General features: G+C 48.0%; 14 protein-coding genes and 1 pseudogene. 10 read left to right on the forward strand and 5 right to left on the reverse strand.

Features of this window, described 5'->3' with window-relative positions:
• The first annotated feature begins 70 nt into the window (after nt 1–70).
• On the forward strand, nt 71–727 hold the full coding sequence (locus tag RN22_RS10650) for a pyridoxamine 5'-phosphate oxidase family protein (protein WP_046304263.1): 657 nt from the start codon (nt 71–73) through the stop codon (nt 725–727).
• Between the two features lie 86 nt (nt 728–813).
• Nucleotides 814–1,704, forward strand: coding sequence for an aspartoacylase (locus tag RN22_RS10655; protein WP_046304264.1), 891 nt, complete (start codon nt 814–816; stop codon nt 1,702–1,704).
• A gap of 82 nt (nt 1,705–1,786) precedes the next feature.
• Here the strand turns inward: RN22_RS10655 and RN22_RS10660 are convergent, their stop codons facing one another.
• Nucleotides 1,787–3,973 (reverse strand): hypothetical protein, encoded by a 2,187-nt coding sequence (locus RN22_RS10660; RefSeq protein WP_046304265.1) that lies wholly within the window; start codon nt 3,971–3,973, stop codon nt 1,787–1,789.
• Between the two features lie 585 nt (nt 3,974–4,558).
• Between RN22_RS10660 and RN22_RS10665 the strand changes: the two genes are divergently transcribed.
• Together RN22_RS10665 and RN22_RS10670 are read left to right on the forward strand one after the other, a co-directional pair.
• Nucleotides 4,559–4,729: a XapX domain-containing protein gene (locus RN22_RS10665; RefSeq protein ID WP_002538364.1), complete on the forward strand. Its 171-nt coding sequence runs from the start codon at nt 4,559–4,561 to the stop codon at nt 4,727–4,729.
• 90 nt (nt 4,730–4,819) lie between these two features.
• Nucleotides 4,820–6,283, forward strand: coding sequence for a lactate dehydrogenase (locus tag RN22_RS10670; RefSeq protein ID WP_046304266.1), 1,464 nt, complete (start codon nt 4,820–4,822; stop codon nt 6,281–6,283).
• Nucleotides 6,284–6,392: 109 nt separating this feature from the next.
• On the opposite strand, the gene maoP is transcribed toward RN22_RS10670, so the two are convergent.
• On the reverse strand, nt 6,393–6,722 hold the full coding sequence (maoP, locus tag RN22_RS10675; RefSeq protein ID WP_046304267.1) for a DUF413 domain-containing protein: 330 nt from the start codon (nt 6,720–6,722) through the stop codon (nt 6,393–6,395).
• A 653-nt stretch (nt 6,723–7,375) separates the two neighbouring features.
• Here maoP and RN22_RS25135 point away from each other — a divergent pair.
• Nucleotides 7,376–7,537 (forward strand): hypothetical protein, encoded by a 162-nt coding sequence (locus RN22_RS25135; protein ID WP_197076285.1) that lies wholly within the window; start codon nt 7,376–7,378, stop codon nt 7,535–7,537.
• A 56-nt stretch (nt 7,538–7,593) separates the two neighbouring features.
• Here the strand turns inward: RN22_RS25135 and RN22_RS10680 are convergent, their stop codons facing one another.
• Nucleotides 7,594–8,505, reverse strand: coding sequence for a permease (locus tag RN22_RS10680; protein WP_197076286.1), 912 nt, complete (start codon nt 8,503–8,505; stop codon nt 7,594–7,596).
• Nucleotides 8,506–8,609: 104 nt separating this feature from the next.
• Here RN22_RS10680 and RN22_RS10685 point away from each other — a divergent pair, with 104 nt between their 5' ends.
• Nucleotides 8,610–8,924 (forward strand): helix-turn-helix transcriptional regulator, encoded by a 315-nt coding sequence (locus RN22_RS10685; RefSeq protein WP_046304268.1) that lies wholly within the window; start codon nt 8,610–8,612, stop codon nt 8,922–8,924.
• A 36-nt stretch (nt 8,925–8,960) separates the two neighbouring features.
• On the opposite strand, the gene nagZ is transcribed toward RN22_RS10685, so the two are convergent.
• A complete protein-coding gene (gene nagZ, locus RN22_RS10690; protein ID WP_046304269.1) occupies nt 8,961–9,965 on the reverse strand; it encodes a beta-N-acetylhexosaminidase in 1,005 nt (334 codons plus the stop codon).
• A gap of 154 nt (nt 9,966–10,119) precedes the next feature.
• Between nagZ and RN22_RS10695 the strand changes: the two genes are divergently transcribed.
• On the forward strand, nt 10,120–11,214 hold the full coding sequence (locus tag RN22_RS10695; RefSeq protein WP_046304270.1) for an anhydro-N-acetylmuramic acid kinase: 1,095 nt from the start codon (nt 10,120–10,122) through the stop codon (nt 11,212–11,214).
• Nucleotides 11,215–11,226: 12 nt separating this feature from the next.
• On the opposite strand, the gene RN22_RS10700 is transcribed toward RN22_RS10695, so the two are convergent.
• Nucleotides 11,227–13,797 (reverse strand): EAL domain-containing protein, encoded by a 2,571-nt coding sequence (locus RN22_RS10700; RefSeq protein WP_046304271.1) that lies wholly within the window; start codon nt 13,795–13,797, stop codon nt 11,227–11,229.
• Between the two features lie 324 nt (nt 13,798–14,121).
• Here RN22_RS10700 and RN22_RS10705 point away from each other — a divergent pair, with 324 nt between their 5' ends.
• From RN22_RS10705 to RN22_RS10715, 3 genes and pseudogenes are all read left to right on the forward strand, one after another.
• Nucleotides 14,122–15,117 (forward strand): sugar-binding transcriptional regulator, encoded by a 996-nt coding sequence (locus RN22_RS10705; RefSeq protein ID WP_002538354.1) that lies wholly within the window; start codon nt 14,122–14,124, stop codon nt 15,115–15,117.
• Between the two features lie 257 nt (nt 15,118–15,374).
• The gene (gene tal, locus RN22_RS10710) at nt 15,375–16,325 is read left to right on the forward strand and encodes a transaldolase (RefSeq protein WP_046304272.1); all 951 of its coding nucleotides are present in this window, start codon (nt 15,375–15,377) and stop codon (nt 16,323–16,325) included.
• A gap of 107 nt (nt 16,326–16,432) precedes the next feature.
• Nucleotides 16,433–16,841: pseudogene (locus RN22_RS10715) on the forward strand (transketolase); the annotation flags it as partial.

Below are 16,841 nucleotides of genomic sequence, written 5' to 3' on the forward strand. Positions count from 1 at the left end.
GTGGAGCCATTTATCACTACACTACAGGAATGAACGACGAAGAAGCAATGAACAAACAAGGAAGACGTTTATGACGCTAGGCAACACCCAACGGACAACAGTAAAAAAAGCCGCTCACAAAGCAGTTAAAGACAAAGAAGCGCTTTACAGCATTATTGATGAATCCAAACTTGCCCACGTTGCTTTCAGTGATGAGCGCGGCCCAACAGTGATTCCAATGCTGGCATGGCGTGAAGGTGACAACATTTACATTCACGGCGCCAGAAACAGCAAGATGCTTAAGCACTTGAAAAACGGTGCGGATTGCTGCGTGACCTTTACCATTCTGGATGCTTGGGTGTTAGCGCGTTCCGCTTTCCACCACAGCGCACATTACCGCTGTGCGATGGCATTTGGTCGCTTTGAAGTCGTCGAAGATAACGCCAAAAAAGCGGCGGCTTTTGATGAGTTCCTGGAGCAAATCGCACCGGGAAGAAGCAAAGAAGCTCGCCCCGGTAATGAAAAGGAACTGACAGCAACAGAACTTTTAGTGATGCCACTCGCTGAAGCTTCAGTCAAGATTGGCCGTCATGGCGTGAACGACGATTTGGCAGATATGGATTTACCCGTTTGGGCGGGAATTCTTCCTTTCCGCACAGTAGCAGGGCCTTTGGAGCCAACCGCTGATAATAGTGTCGATAAAACACCGGACTATTCATCTGCCTACCCGGGCCGCTGGTGCGAATAAAAATTCATTCCCCAAGGGGCTTTGTCTCTTGGGGATTGTGTAGCTCCCTGATATATTGAATTTTCGTCTATCAGGAGAGGACAAGGATGAGCACATTCAATCGGGTAGCCATTGTTGGCGGTACCCACGGGAACGAATTCAGCGGTATTTATCTTCTTAAAAAGTGGCAGGAAAGCCCTGCACTTATCAGCCGCCCCACCTTTGAAACAGAAACCCTTTTTGGCAACCCAAATGCATTCCGCGATAACAAACGTTATCTGGATTGTGATTTGAACCGCCAGTTCATCCCTGCCGATCTTGCAAACCCAGAACTGGGTAATTACGAGCAAAGCCGAGCTAAAGCCATCAACCTTCAATTAGGGCCAAAAGGCAACGCACGCACCGATCTCATCATCGACCTGCACAACACCACGAGCAACATGGGGCCAACCCTGATACTGCTGAAAAACGATGCTTTCAATACTCAGCTCGCCGCTTACGTGGCCGAGCGTATGAGCAATGCAGTGATTCTGTTCGAAGACCACTGCTCAATGGAAGAGCACTATTTCCTTTGTTCCATCGCTGATCAGGGCATCATTATTGAAGTGGGTCCTCAGCCGCAGTCTGTTATTCGTCAAGACGTGCTGGAGTGGATGGATGATATGACACGCCACATTCTCGATTTTGTCGAGCTGTTTAATAAAGACGAGGTGCCGACGCTACCAGAGACTGTTTCGGCATACCGCTATGTGGAAACCTTGAAGCTGCCTGAAAACGAACAGGGCGAACGTATCGGCATGGTGCATAAAAATGTGCAGGACGCTGACTTCACACCACTTCGAAACGGCGACCCTATCTTCACCAAGTTCGATGGCACAGAAGTGTATTGGGATGGCGACTACGAGGCTTACCCGCACTTTATCAATGAAGCCGCTTACTACGATAATAACCTTGCCATGTCATTGGGTGAGAAGGTTGATATCTCTGTGATTAAATAATCGCATATACCCAAACCAGCGGTTACCGATCAAAAACGCCCTCAAATTGAGGGCGTTTTCACACACAATACAACTCTACTTGTCAGGATTGTGTTTCCCCTGCAATCACAGAAGGGTCACCTTCGACCACCGGCATATCGCCGATATCAGCCGAGCCTGAAACCTGCGTAGGCACTGGGACGCTGGGGTCTGCCAAAGTCAAGCTACTGCACTGCCCTGTCGCGGATTGCATAGTCTGTTCAATCTCTCGCGCTTTGATCACATACTGGTTGGAACTTCCCATGACAACGCCATCGTTGAGAGAAAATGCTGGCGTGTACTTGCCGCTATCCTGCTCATAAGGAATCCCCCAAAAGTCACCGTTTCCGCCATAGTTGAACAGGAACGTTTGTCCCGCGTATGTGCCCGCGGAGCCAGAGCGATCATTGGCATTGCTGTGGCTGTAAGTGAACTGCAAAGGACGATCGAAACTCACCACATCCCCGCTACCATTTTTAACTGCCGAAAGCTGATTCCATGACTGGATCCCCGTTTCCCAGACATAAAATTCAGTCACAATGGATGAGTCATAAATGTCATAAGGATTGGTTACCGTCGATGTCACCATAGGCCCGCTTCGTACACCCCAACTGTGTGGCGTTGCATCTATATCGTTCTGTGTGAGTGAAGCGTTGTATCGGACAGGCTCAGAGCTATTCACACTCACCAGTGTTAACGCATTACCACCTGAGGTACTGAAAGTGAAATTGTGCGGACCACTCGTCGTTTCAAACGGGCTGCTGGCGCCACTCCAATTCACTAAATCACCACTATCCAATGTACCAATCGGACAGTTGTCATAGCAGTACAGCGTGACTGAACCACCATTCAGCAGTTCACCAGAACCCGTTTCGCTTCCGTTAATAAAGCTTTGCTCGTAGTAGGTCAGCGACGTTTTCCCTTCCAGATATTTTACTTCGCCCCCCAATTGCTCGGAGTACATATAGAGCGATTCATTTGTGCTAAGGGTAATTTGCACTGGGCTGATCGTCGCCACAGAAGGACCGTTCTCACCCCAGCTCAACTTACCGGTTTTATAAAAACCGTCTGAGCCCACACTGTCCTGTGCAGCTGTGAGGTAATTCACCACCCACTGGTCAAAAGAACCATCGCTAAAGACGGTGCTATCCCAGTAGCCGAACTGAATGCCTCTGGCCTGTGAAAGGCTGAGCGTTTTCACTTCGTTTTTGATCAAGCGCCCCGGCGCATTCACGTAGGTATACTCGGTTTGAGCACTGCCGTCGTTTCTGACAACGGTTTCGCCATTGGTTACAGCACCTTCAACCTCAGTCCAAAGACCCCAGTAACCCACATATCCGTAGCTATCATAGTTACTGTTATTGGCACTTGAATAGAGGATTGGAAAACCCGCATTTACACTGACTTCTGCACCTGATGACGCGTTATATAGGTCATATCGGTGCACGTAGCTGTCAAACTGGGTTCGGCTCAAACACGTGCCCGCATTGCTGCCAGACTTGTAGGGCAAGCTGTCGAAATCTGACGCGTTTTGCAGCAAAACGTTATCGCTATTAAACGCCAAAGCATAAGCTCCCGATTGGTCAGAAGAGGTCAGTGCCACACCCGTGGATCGATCACTACTCATTACCACACTGGCACTTTGTGTATAGCTGCTGGCACCCTGCTGGCTGGACTCATAAAGCGTAAAACCTATCGAACCAGGTTCGCTGTCCAAAGTGATCACTTCACCTCCCCCCAATTGGTTGAGGTTGGTGAAATTGTCATAGAAATCAAAATTGAACGTAAACTGTCCGAAAGGGTTAGAATCAGAAGCACCTTCGCTAATCACAGCCTGGAATTTTATCGCCTGATTGCCGCCCCCCCCTTCCATTTCAGGGATCCACACGTTGACGATCAAGGGATCAAGATCAGAGGCCCGGGTGACGTTTGCCACTGCTTTCAAATAAGACGGTGTATTCGCAGCACCAGATGACTGCCCTGAAGACCCATCATCTTCTGAGTCAAAACAAGCGGCTTCATCCGCCAATACTAAATAAGGACCGGCGTTAGCAAACTCCGTAACATTGAACTGTGCCGTGAAACAGAGAATGCTGTTCACCAATTCGATGGGTTGTAACGCCTCATTCCAAACATAAGATTTGGTCTGCGCGTTTGAGTAGTCTGTACCAGCGTCGTTGAAAGCAGCATGAGCAACACCCGAAGATAAAGCCATCGATGACAACAGCCATACAGTTTTAGTCATTTTCATTCGTCACGACCTCCAACTGTTGGGGAAGTTGTAAACTACTGGTAGAAGTCGCAGATCCTGCACCGTCGCTATCACTGCATCCCAAAAGACCGAAAGAAAACAGGCATATACAGCCCAATTTTATTAACCCTTTCATTACACCCTCACCTCATCATCCGTTTCTAAAGAGATAAAAGTCTCAACTTCAAGACCTCATATACACATAGTTTTAGTGTGGAAAATAACCGTTGTCAGTTTTGTGCCTAAATCAAAGGCGAGGGGCATATCCCATTGAAATCATTTACTTAAATCCGGTATGACGTACTGACAGAAAGAGGGAATCACGTTGGAAAATAAGGAGTTAAACGCAAGCTGAGACAAATTTCCGGTTGGATGCTCATAAACATACAATGTGATAAAAATCACTTTTTCAACACTTTTGGTAATCAATAAGCAAAAACCGAAATAGAAACGTGGTGAATGTGATCTCGATCTGCTGAAGGGTGTTGAAGGTTCCCTAGACTGGAGCCAGAAACATTAACAGTAATGACACATAAATTAAAAAAATATTGCTGTTTTTCAATGCAAACACAGAGGGATACATTAATGAGCGAAGTTTTATTAGCAGTTTTTGCTGGTGCAATTGTTGGTTTTTTCTTTAGCGCCGTGAAGTTGCCTCTCCCTGCCCCACCAGTGATATCTGGAATCATGGGTATCGTTGGGATCTATCTTGGCGGCATGGCCTATCAGACAATTGTCACGAGATTCTTTTCATAGTCTCTCCCACATTCTTTACCCCAAGCGCAGAAATTTAACGCGCTGGAATTTCATATTTTATTTACGACGTAGAAAATTCGAGGAGGACTGGTGTCTACAGGGAAGCTACCGCCGGCGGCAGATGGATTACAACTCAACTTCTGTAAAACATTGGCGTGTCGAAACTTTGGATTGAGTGATGAGAAGTATTATTTGCTTCAAGATTCGGATCCGTCTCGTCCCGGTTTGGTGTGCCGAGAGTGTGGTGCCTTTCCTCCTCTCCTTAACAACAGGGGCGTTATTGAAGAACTGAGTCGTCTAAAACAGCAAGACTCAGGTAATCTCGCCGCGTGCAATACCGAAGGCTGTGAGGCATTTGGTAAGCCTGTGCTCACCCATCGTGAGCATTATCATGCGTTTGGATACAGTGGTGAGCGTCAGCGCTACCGTTGTAAGCATTGCCAAGCGACTTTCGTGGATAAATGGTCGAATGCCAACCCTAAGTTGGATGTTCAGCAACGTCTGCTGGGTTTGCTTTTCACCGGACATCCGGTTCGGGAGATTTGCAGAAAACTGCATATCAACCCAAAGACTTTTTACGATCACCTCGAGCAAATCGCTGCGCGCTGTCGCAACAAACTGGCAAGCGTGGATGCTCGATTCCTGCAATTAGCGAAGGAAAATCCGTTGGCTTCATCGCTCACGACGTTGCAGCCACGCAGCGACAATGGCGTGATGTGGCTAACCACAGGTGATGCAGAGCATGGCTACGTATTACTGCAAAACATTAACTACTCATCTGACGAAGAAAAGCCGGATGAAGTGGGTGATGTGTACGCTGAAAAAGCGAGGTTGATGCCAGATAATTTCATCCACTTCACAGACTCCTTTGAAGCGAATCCCGAAGGCTTACTGAATCAGGTCAACGAGAAATACAAAGAAGTCCTTTCACGTAGCAATGTGGAGGACCTCTATACACGGCCGATACATGTTGATTACCCATCAAAAGGTTGTTTGATTCGACCCCAGTACGCGGCGTATGCGCAGTATCTTCGTTTGAAAGAGTTGACTGAAGAGTGGCAAGACCTCACGGTTTATCTCCCTCAAGAGCCATTGCTACGCTCTGCGATCATCAGTGTGTTTAGGGAACGCCTTCAAGAGAAACAATGCCACCCAATCTACGTGGTACAGAATGCGCATTGGATGGAACGTGATAGTGCCGATAACATCGACATTATGCTCTTGAGTTGGTGGCGTGACCGCTGGGCATTTACCCAGAAGGGACAAGCAGAGAAAGCCATCTGTCACTTAGGGAAACAAACAGGTCTGGAAGCTGCGTGGTTGGAAAGAGCAACGACAACAGCACTGGAAGATTATCAGGATCGCTTTCACCTGCATTTTCGCTCCCTGATCGATGAGCCAAGACGCCGGTTGCGCCCAGGTGGCCTGCTTCCATTACTGGATATTTTCCGGGCATGGAACAACCTCTGCCATCAAAACAGCGAAGGGATTACCCCTGCGCAGGCTTTGGGACTGGCGCGCCACCCTTACACATTGGCGAATTTATTGGCTTAACCGTTAGAGGTCGTTCTATTTTTCTGGCCACTTCTCACCGGAATACCAGATTCTAGACAACAAAAAAGCGAGCTCAAAGCTCGCTTTTTTTATTGAATGCAAAACCAGATTACTCGTCGGCTTCAGCTTCTGAGTAGTCTTCACTTGCGCCGCCACGGGAAGTGGAGCACAAGTTGTAAACGACATGCTTGTGGTTGATTTCTTTCAGGTATTTCAACCAGCAAAGAGCATATGATGATTCAGCTGCACGACGGCCATTCACTTCATCAACAAATTTCTGCTGCTCTTCATCTTGTGGAACCATTGCACCTTCAAATAGTGCTTTCATGGTGCGCCCACTGGTTTCCAAAAGTTGTGCTTCTTTGATGGTGAAATAGCCTGATCGAGCAAAACCTTTTGGAAAATGCTTGTCATCAAAAAACTTTTGACCACTAAACATTATTTAGCTCCTTAACAAATTTGCGCAATATTCTTCATTAAACCATTAAGGTGTAAAGCAAAATATTGTTGATCTGACGATTAAGAAAATTAATTCTTACTGCGGTTTATAGCGGTGATTTCGTATTCTGTCGAGAGTTTAACGATAATTTCATGATGAATTTTTCACGTAACTTATCCGAGAAGTAGCTCTAGGTCGAGACCACCGAAAGTAAGCCTTTGTAACAATGTGAAAAACGTCAAAAATTAAGAAAAACTTTTATCAACTGCCCAGAAACATTCACCATGCTTGCAGAAAAATCTCACAAAATAACTGGGCTTCACCTCACATATCTACTGCGCTGTAGCGATGTCAGCTCACAGTCAGGAACAGAATCGCTTTCCTTTTTCATTAACCATAATCTACTGATAAGATTCTTTTCGTAACAATCGAAATTTCTAATTGATGACAGCGAATTTTTTCGTTTTATTTAATCAATCTGCTGGATTTATGCTTGGGTGGAATTGGTGTCACAGTTATGCCAAGGAAACTTCATCAATAAGTCACATAACTTCGTCTATATTTGATGAGACAAAGGCTTAGCAGGAAACGCAATGTCCTTTGATGCAATGAAAATAATTCCGAAGTATTGTTAAACGAACAGGGTAAATAAAATGGCCAAGTGGGAACAGTGGCTGAAAAACGACACAAACCGTAAAGAGAAGTTTAATTCCAAATTCAATGACGAATTTGACGATCGACCTCAACGCGACAAGAAGGCTCGCCGCAGGGCAAAGCCAAGCCGCTCATCTCAAGAGGATTACCCGTTCGATTGATGAAAAAAAGCCAGCGTCTCAGCGCTGGCTTTCTCAATGAGGAGCTTAAGGTTCCATCAGAAAAACATTTGGTAGGTGTAACCCGTCAGTATCGCCATCCCCAATACCACCGCCAAAAAGGCCAGAATCATCTGGTTGCGGAACATGGACTTGAGCATGATAACTTCAGTAAGGCTCGCTCCCGCACTGCCAATAACCAGCGCCATTACCGTACCCACGCCCATGCCTTTTGCCATTAAAGGTGCACTCAGCAGAATCACTGCCTCGGCACGGATGTATAGCGGAATACCAATCACAGCCGCCAAAGGTATCGCGAACGGGTTATCTTCACCGGCAATGGATGCAATCCATTCCGCGGGCATTGCACCGTAAATCAATGAGCCCACACCGACACCGATGAAGATGTATGGCATCGCCGTTTTAAAGTCTTTCCACACGCCACGCCAAATCTTCAGCCACTTATTCTCTTCTACCGGTTTCGTACCACACGTGGTGCCACAGCAACTCTTTGCCGGTTCTTCATAAGTCGATGGTTTGAGGTACTTCTCGAAACCCAACTTTTCCAGCAGGTAACCCGCCACCACCGAAATAACCAGTGCCGAAGCAAAGTAGTACGCAGTGACTTCCAAACCAAAGGTCACTGCAAACAAACCAATGATCATAGGGTTAAGCAAAGGGCTTGCGAACAGAAACACCATCATGGTGCCAAAGCCTGCCTGTGCGCGAATCAGACCTTTTAAGAAAGGTATTGTCGAGCACGAACAAAATGGCGTGATGGCGCCTAAAAACGCAGCCATGACGTAACCTTTGCCGTTTTTGCTGCTCAGAATGCTGCGAATCTTTTCTGGCGGTATGTATTGCTGCAATACGCCAACCAGATAACTGATCACTAGGAACAGCACAGTGATTTCGGCGGCAAGGAAGGCAAACATGCCCAGCGTTGACTGGAGGGTCTCCATGGTCATCATTAATTTCTCTATATTTCTAGAATATTCGAAATATAGAGTTTTGATTTCTCCTCTGCAAGATATTTCTGGTAATATCGAAATATTATTTTTATCCAGGAAGCGCTATGGAACTCGAAACTGTCGCTAAAGCATTGAAAGAACTGGGACACCCAACCCGGCTAGCGATATTCAAGAGACTGGTCAAAGGTGGACATGCTGGTATCGCAGTGGGTGTGGTTCAGGAGGAACTGAAGATTCCTGGCTCAACCCTTTCCCATCATTTGTCGAGTTTAATGTCTGCGAACCTGATTGAGCAGCGGCGTGAAGGACGAACTCTTTACTGTATCCCCAAGTATGAACAACTCGATGGTGTTTTATCCTTTTTGCGCGAAGAGTGCTGTGCGGACGAATCCCTCGACGAGACAAAGACTCATGGGTAAAGAAAAAGCAGGGCGATTGCCCTGCTTCTGATTTGATTAGCTTTGCTTTTCCTGCCACTCGGCGTGTCTTTGTTCCACACGCTTTTTCACGTCTCGCCACTTTTCAGCGCTTTGCAGGTCGCGCACCGAGAACTGATGCTTCTTCGCCAGTGATGCAGCCTGCGGTACGTCAATGATTGGCAGGTTGTCTAAGGCCTCAATTGATGACTGGCGGTTGTTGCATAGCAGTAGCATATCACAGCCAGCAGCCAGTGCTTGCTGACAGCGCTCTGCCGGGCCGCCCATGACCGTCGCCCCCTCCATGCTCAAGTCATCAGAGAACACAATGCCTTTAAAGCCCAGTTGTTCCCTAAGCACTTTCTTCAGCCAGTAAGGCGACCCACTGGCTGGCACGTCATCATAGTGCGGATAGATAACATGCGCTGGCATCATAGCATCCAATACGCCTGCTTCGATTTGCGCGGTAAATATTGCCATGTCCTGTTCGAAAAGATTGTCACGCTCATCTTTCGGGCTTTCGAAATGTGAATCGGCAAGCACGGCACCATGGCCTGGGAAGTGTTTACCCGTTGTGGCCATACCCGCGTCTTTCATACCAGCCATAAACGCGGTTGAGAACTGGATTACCGTATCATTGTCGTCGCCGAATGCGCGGCTGCCAATCGCTTTGCAGTCAAAGCCACGATCCAACACTGGCGCAAAACTCAGGTCAATGTCATGGGCCATCAGTTCGGCAGCCATCAACCAGCCAGCTTCCTTCGCCAAAGTCAGGCCATCTTCCATCTGTGCGTAAGACTGCGCAGGTGGAATGATGGTGAACTGCTCGCGAAATCGCTGAACACGGCCACCTTCCTGATCAACACCAATCAAAATAGGGCGTTTAGCCGCTTTACGAACGGACTCTGTCAGTGCTGCCAGCTGGCGACTGTCGTGGTAATTACGAGCGAAAAGGATCAAGCCACCAACGCTTGGGTGTTGTAATAACTCACGCTCTTCCGCGTCCAGCTCACACCCTTCAAGATCAAGCCACAATGGCCCCATGGGTCACTCCTGTTTGAATTTCGTTTTAAGCTGGCAACATATTACGCTGACACGCACACTCTAGAAAGCCTGACACCAAATTTTGGTGCTGGGAATTGCAATCCTATGAGAAACTTAGCGATTGAAACCGTTAAAAAAGAGAGGCGAGTAAATCATGTACATCGGCATAATGTCTGGCACCAGTTTGGACGGTATTGATATGGTCGCCGCCTCTTTTTCTGACCAGAGCGTCACCTTGCATCATCAGGCTGAGTATCCCTTTCCTGAAACGCTCAAGGAAAAGCTCATCGCACTGAGCCAAGGCGTACCAGTCACGCTGGAAGAAATTGGCACCATCGACCATTTCCTTGGTAAAACGTATGCCGAAGCGGTCAATCGCTTTCTAACCGAAAACACGTTGAAATCAGAAGACATCACAGCCATTGGTTGTCATGGCCAGACGGTATTTCATAAACCCACAGGGCCAATGCCATTCACCATGCAGCTTGGCGATGCCAATATCATTGCAGCGCTGACAGGCATTACGACGGTTGCTGATTTCCGCCGCAAAGACATGGCGCTTGGTGGTCAAGGCGCACCTCTTGTTCCTGCCTTTCACCAGTTTCTGTTTGGCACAGACTCCACTACCAAAGTGGTGCTGAACATTGGTGGCATCGCCAATATCTCAGTGCTTGCACCTAACCAAAGCGTCGTGGGTTATGACACGGGGCCAGGCAACATGCTGATGGATAGTTGGATAAGCGAACACCAAGGCAAACCTTATGATAAAGACGGCGCTTGGGCGGCGAGTGGAGCCGTCAATCCGGCGCTGCTGAATCAAATGCTCAGCGAAGGATATTTTGCTCAGCCTGCCCCAAAAAGCACAGGGCGGGAGCTATTCCATCGGGGATGGCTGGAGGCTCAACTCAACGCTTTCTCTCAACCAGTGAGTCCTGAAGATGTGCAAGCGACGCTACTCGCTTTTACGGTGCAATCTATCGCCAATGACGTGGCTCGCTATGGACAAGGTGAACTTCTGGTTTGCGGTGGTGGTGCCAGAAACAGAGCCTTGATGAAAGGCCTTCAAGTGGCATTACCTGATTGGCAGGTTATGACAACGGACGATAAGGGCGTTAATGGCGATTCGCTGGAAGCATTGGCTTTTGGCTGGTTGGCACACCAAGCCTTAGAAGGAAAAGCGGGGAACTTACCCGATGTAACTGGCGCGAGCCGACCTTGCCGACTTGGCGCGATTTACTATCCCGATTAGGGTCTGTTAACCCTACCCCGGCTGGGTACCAAACTTGTTCGGACGTTTGACCGACACAGGCATATTCAGGCTGGTGCGTTTCAGATAAAGCAGGTATTGGCTGAAACTGAGTGGTCTCGAGTAGTGGTAACCCTGTGCGATGTCGACACCGTACCGCTTCAATACCGAAGCGGTTTCCAAATCCTCCACCCCTTCAGCGACCACCATTAACCCAAGCGACTTTGCCATTTCCGTGGTCGCACGGACAATGTTCTGTTTGCGAGGGCTATTAGTCAGTGAGTTGATGAAGCTGCGGTCAATCTTAAGCTCCGTAAACGGTAGCTGAGAAAGATAAGTCAATGACGAGTAGCCTGTACCGTAATCATCAATCGAGACTTCAATGTCGTATTGGGACAGACGATCAATCACTTCATGCAATCTGTCATAGTCTGACACCATGGTAGATTCTGTCAGCTCCAGAGACAGCGTGCCCGTTGGTACACGGTATTGCTCTGCTATATCTGCAATTTTGTCGACCAAATTGGGAATCGCAATATCAGATGCACTCACGTTGATTGAGAGACGTCGGCTAAAACCCAGCTCGATCAGTTTGCTCTGCTGATAGAACGCCCGTTTAATCACCCAAAGCGTTAGGTTGTTGATAAGCCCCACTTCTTCAGCCAGTTTCACAAACACTTCCGGCGATACCTGACCAAACTTGGGATGCTCCCAACGCAAAAGCACTTCTGAACCATGTATGGACCCCGTGCGAAGATCAATCTGAGGCTGGTGATACAAATCCAGCTCGTCGTTTTCGATGGCGCGCTTCAAATCAGACACCAGCGACATATTCATGGTGCGGTTAAAGCTATTAAGCGAGTCATAAGCGTTGAATCGCTTGTCGGAAGGAGAAGTCTCCGCCACTGCCTGCATCGCTTTACGTAGCAACACATCTGTCGTCGCACCGTCTTTTGGAAACTCACTGGAACCTATCGTTCCTTGTGTGCGGATGCTGAGGTCGCTCAATTCGACGTAATGATCCACCTCATCCATCGCGCTCGACAGTAACAGATCGATCTTTTCCTTGTTGGTCGATAGCACCACAAAGCCAAACAATCCTTCTTTGATACAGGCAATTCTGTGTTTGTCTCTATACCTCCCTTCCAGCACTTTAACAGCGTCACAGTTAAGCGCTGCATGTAAGCGGTTACACACTTCGCCAACAAAATACTGTTTTTGCTTCACGGACATGTAAGGAGAAAGAGAATTAAAGCGATCAATTTGGAAGCAGCAAAGCGTGAACTCATTATTGCGATCGATAAGTTGATCGACCACAAGCGACAAGACGTTCACGTTTGGCGAGGATGAGAGCGTGTCATGGGTGAGCTGATAAACTGACTCTTCTCTCTGTTGGCGAAAACGCTCGGCTAGCGCCATCGCCATCAACATGGCAGTCAGTACATGTCCCATCATAAAGGCATATCGGTTTGCCAACGTGTATTCAATATTCCCCGTTACCAGCAACGGCGGAAAGACCCCGGCAATCACCAAAGGTATCCAAGAAAAAGTAAACATCGGGCTCCATTTCTTTGCCACCGCCCAACGTCGCCACACCAGCACACCAATCAGCGCATAAAAGACAGGTTGTATAGCAATCAAAAACGTCGCCGATACGTGCTCAGGGATGACAAACGAAATCATCGTCAAACCCAACAGCACCATCAATGCGTAGTTCACAACCTGCCTCAACAGGCTCTGTACTTTGTGAACACGCAAATAAAGATGCGAAAACAATAGAGAAAGTAAGAACAAACAGAACGTCAGTCCCACCGTGTTATTGCTGAAGAAAATCTGTATTGCCGGAGGAAAAAGGTAAATACCGAAACCATGAACTGCGCCCAGCATTACCATGCTCACACCAACATATCCGGCATAAACCAGATAGACCCGCTCTCGCAGTGAAACATATACAGCAAAGGTGTATACACCCACAGCCAACATGATCGCGGCAAAGCCCCCCCAAACTGTATGAAGAAGTTGGGTCAGGGTATGATAATCATGTTGCTCCATCAACCAGATTGGCATCGCTGGAAACCCTTCGGAGTAGACGTGCAAATACAACTCTGAACGTTCAAAACCGTCCATCATAAAGTTAACGGCAGGTGGCATGTCACCAAGGGTATAACCTCGTTCTATACTGTCACCCAATCGCCAGCGGTTAATCTCTTGACCTTTGTTATTGAACTGGTAAATGTTGAGACGGTCGATCATCGGCGTATCGAAATAAAGCGTGAGGTGGCGGTGTTCAGAATCCAGATTCTGCACATCGACTTTTACCCAATAAGATTTATTCCCAAGCTCCCAAGGGATCTGATTGGGATTCTCAACATGACGGAAGATAGCCGATTCATGAACATAACTGAGAATGTGGCTATTTGTATCGTCAACGAAGTAGCCATAGCTGACATCAACACCGTCCGGATTAGATGTCAGGGTCGGAAAAAGACCTGCAAAGCGAGAGCCACTGAGCATGCCGAGAATGACGATAAAAAGCGTCGCCGCAACCCACAACGTGCGGTTAGGGATTAGGGGCTGAAATTTCATTCATTCTCCCGGCTACATTGAATTCTTGATAGATAAGTGGAATTCGAGAAAGCAAGAGAGCTTCGTTCTAGTCATACGCCAACCAATATGCAGCCCTTCTTATCATGTGAGGCTGCTGAAAATTCCCACAATGACATGTTTCAATCTAGATACAGATGACTACTTTTTCAAACATCAGAGTGCTTTAAAGCATAAATATTATTGATAATTTGCTGTTGAACGATGCAAGTGTGATTTTGAGCAAATGAATGACACTCGAACATTTGTTCAAAGAGAGAAAACTTCGTAGACTCTGAGGTTGAATTTCCGCCGCAGGATGACGTCATGACCACGACACGAACGCTAAGCAGCAACTTTGAGAGCTTGCTTGACGACACTAACCTCCTCACTGAGATTGCCATTCTCTATTACCAACAGAATACGACGCAGGAAGAGATCTCAAAGAAATTTGGTATCAGCCGTGCCAAAGTCAGCCGTCTGCTCCGTCGTGCACGTGAAGAAGGCATCGTAGAAATTTCTGTTAAGTTCCACCCGGTACACAGTGCACAACTGGAACAAAGGCTGATGGAAAAGTTCAGCCTCAAGCGCGCCCTGATTGCTCTTGATCAGCCAAGCGTTCAGGAGCAACGCAACCAAGTCGCAACGCTGGTTTCTTCCTTTATTGATGGTAACTTGCAAGAAGGTATGGTTGTCGCGGTAGGGCAAGGACAAAACGTCGCTGCCGTTGCAGATCATCCCGGCATTGTCTCTCATCGTAACGCCCGATTTGTCTGCGCAATTGGTGGCACCCATCGCAGCGGCGATATCATCAATGCAGACCATATCTGCCGTCGTCTCGCCAAGAAGTTTGGCGGCAGCAGCGAAACCCTCTATGCACCGGCTTATGTTGATACCCCGGAAATCCGTGATGTCTTCCTAAGTCACCCAAATATCAATGAGACGCTAAACCAGGCACGCAAAGCCGAATTTGCTTTGGTGGGTATCGGTGACATGGACGAGAACAGCCACATGGTGAAACTGGGCTGCTTCTCTGCACGTGAATTCGTTGAAGCACGTGTGAACGATGGTATTGTCGGTGATATTGGTGGATTTGATTTCTTCAAACTAGATGGAAGCCGCGCCAACACCCTGATGCGTGACCGTGTTGTCGGGCTTGAAATGCGGGACTTGAGACTGATTCCAAATGTCATTGCCATGGCTAGTGAAAGCCGCAAAGCTTTGTCTATTCTCGGTGCATTGAAAACTGGCACGATAGATGTGCTGGCAACCAGCGCAAGCTGTGCCATGGCACTGTTGAACATGGTCGATAATGAAGGATGATTTTGACGCACCAAAATCAACACAGGTCAAGGATCCAACAGCACATCAACAGATCTCGTTATAAGCAAACGTTTCTATGAGATCCCAGTGAGGTTTATCAGATCTGAGCGTTGACTTTATCGCACAAAAACACAAATATGACCCAATCATTTGCTCAGGTGTGTTGCATTTGTTCATTCAACGTCTACCCCGATGCATTGAATGGCCAGTAAAGGCACTTCTGAGCCCCCTACTAGATACAACAAAAGGTTTAAAAGATGAGCACTAAATTGGAACAATTACGCAAGCTCACAACCGTGGTTGCTGACACGGGTGATATCGATGCGATCGCCAAATACCAGCCGCAAGACGCGACAACAAACCCATCTCTTATCCTGAAAGCTGCTGAAATCCCGCAATATGCTCCGCTGATTGAAGAAGCGATTGCCTATGCAAAAGCGAAAAGCCAAGACGTTGAACAACAACTGGCTGATGCGGGCGACCGTCTGGCAGTCAACATTGGTAAAGAAATCCTGAAAGTGATTCCTGGCCGCATCTCTACAGAAGTAGATGCCCGCCTTTCTTACGATTTCGAAGGCAGCGTAGCGAAAGCACGCAAACTGATCAGCATGTACAACGAAGCAGGTATTAGCAACGACCGCATCCTGATCAAACTGGCCTCTACCTGGGAAGGTATCCGCGCTGCAGAAGTGCTGGAAAAAGAAGGCATCAACTGCAACCTGACCCTGTTGTTCTCTTTCGCACAGGCGCGTGCATGTGCTGAAGCGGGTGTATACCTGATCTCACCTTTCGTTGGTCGCATTATGGACTGGTACAAAGCGAAAGAAGGCCGTGATTTCGAACCAGCAGAAGACCCAGGCGTATTGTCAGTATCCAGCATCTACAACTACTACAAAGAGCATGGCTACGAAACCGTGGTAATGGGTGCAAGCTTCCGCAACACAGGCGAAATCCTGGAACTGGCTGGCTGTGACCGTCTGACTATCAGCCCGCAATTGCTGCAAGAGCTGTCTGACGCAGAAGGCGAAGTGGTTCAGAAACTACACGACGACGTGGAAGTGAAAGATCGCCCAGCTCCAATGACTCATGCTGAGTACCTGTGGGATCATAACCAAGATGCCATGGCAGTTGAAAAACTGGCCGAAGGTATCCGCAATTTCGCGGTTGACCAAGGCAAACTGGAAGACATGATTCGCGGTATGCTGTAACCGACAAAACAGAATTACTCAGAGCGGCTATTGCCGCTCTCTTATTTCCTATATCATTCGCTTGATTGAAATCCGCTCTGAACATAATTCAACAAGGTAAGCCCAAGATGGAACGTAAAACCCTTGCCAATGCGATCCGTGCCCTCAGCATGGACGGCGTACAACAAGCCAACTCTGGTCACCCAGGTGCCCCAATGGGCATGGCGGACATCGCCGAAGTCCTGTGGCGCGACCACATGAACCACAACCCACAAAACCCTGAGTGGGCAGACCGCGACCGCTTCGTGCTGTCAAACGGTCACGGCTCTATGCTGATCTACTCTCTGCTGCACCTGACCGGTTACGATCTGTCTATCGACGATCTGAAAAACTTCCGTCAACTGCACTCGAAAACCCCAGGCCACCCTGAGTATGGTTACGCGCCAGGGGTCGAGACCACTACGGGCCCACTGGGTCAGGGGATCACTAACGCTGTCGGTATGGCGATTGCGGAAAGAGCACTGGCTGCTCAGTTCA

The organism is Grimontia sp. AD028 (genome assembly GCF_000973155.1).
GTDB lineage: Bacteria > Pseudomonadota > Gammaproteobacteria > Enterobacterales > Vibrionaceae > Enterovibrio > Enterovibrio indicus.

Excerpts from the sequence above, each read along its gene's own strand:
- RN22_RS10650 (WP_046304263.1), top strand. The coding sequence starts at position 71 with ATGACGCTAGGCAACACCCAACGGACAACAGTAAAAAAAGCCGCTCAC.
- RN22_RS10655 (WP_046304264.1), top strand. The coding sequence starts at position 814 with ATGAGCACATTCAATCGGGTAGCCATTGTTGGCGGTACCCACGGGAAC.
- RN22_RS10660 (WP_046304265.1), bottom strand. The coding sequence starts at position 3,973 with ATGAAAATGACTAAAACTGTATGGCTGTTGTCATCGATGGCTTTATCT.
- RN22_RS10665 (WP_002538364.1), top strand. The coding sequence starts at position 4,559 with ATGAGCGAAGTTTTATTAGCAGTTTTTGCTGGTGCAATTGTTGGTTTT.
- maoP (WP_046304267.1), bottom strand. The coding sequence starts at position 6,722 with ATGTTTAGTGGTCAAAAGTTTTTTGATGACAAGCATTTTCCAAAAGGT.
- RN22_RS25135 (WP_197076285.1), top strand. The coding sequence starts at position 7,376 with ATGGCCAAGTGGGAACAGTGGCTGAAAAACGACACAAACCGTAAAGAG.
- RN22_RS10680 (WP_197076286.1), bottom strand. The coding sequence starts at position 8,505 with ATGATGACCATGGAGACCCTCCAGTCAACGCTGGGCATGTTTGCCTTC.
- RN22_RS10685 (WP_046304268.1), top strand. The coding sequence starts at position 8,610 with ATGGAACTCGAAACTGTCGCTAAAGCATTGAAAGAACTGGGACACCCA.
- nagZ (WP_046304269.1), bottom strand. The coding sequence starts at position 9,965 with ATGGGGCCATTGTGGCTTGATCTTGAAGGGTGTGAGCTGGACGCGGAA.
- RN22_RS10695 (WP_046304270.1), top strand. The coding sequence starts at position 10,120 with ATGTACATCGGCATAATGTCTGGCACCAGTTTGGACGGTATTGATATG.
- RN22_RS10700 (WP_046304271.1), bottom strand. The coding sequence starts at position 13,797 with ATGAAATTTCAGCCCCTAATCCCTAACCGCACGTTGTGGGTTGCGGCG.
- RN22_RS10705 (WP_002538354.1), top strand. The coding sequence starts at position 14,122 with ATGACCACGACACGAACGCTAAGCAGCAACTTTGAGAGCTTGCTTGAC.
- tal (WP_046304272.1), top strand. The coding sequence starts at position 15,375 with ATGAGCACTAAATTGGAACAATTACGCAAGCTCACAACCGTGGTTGCT.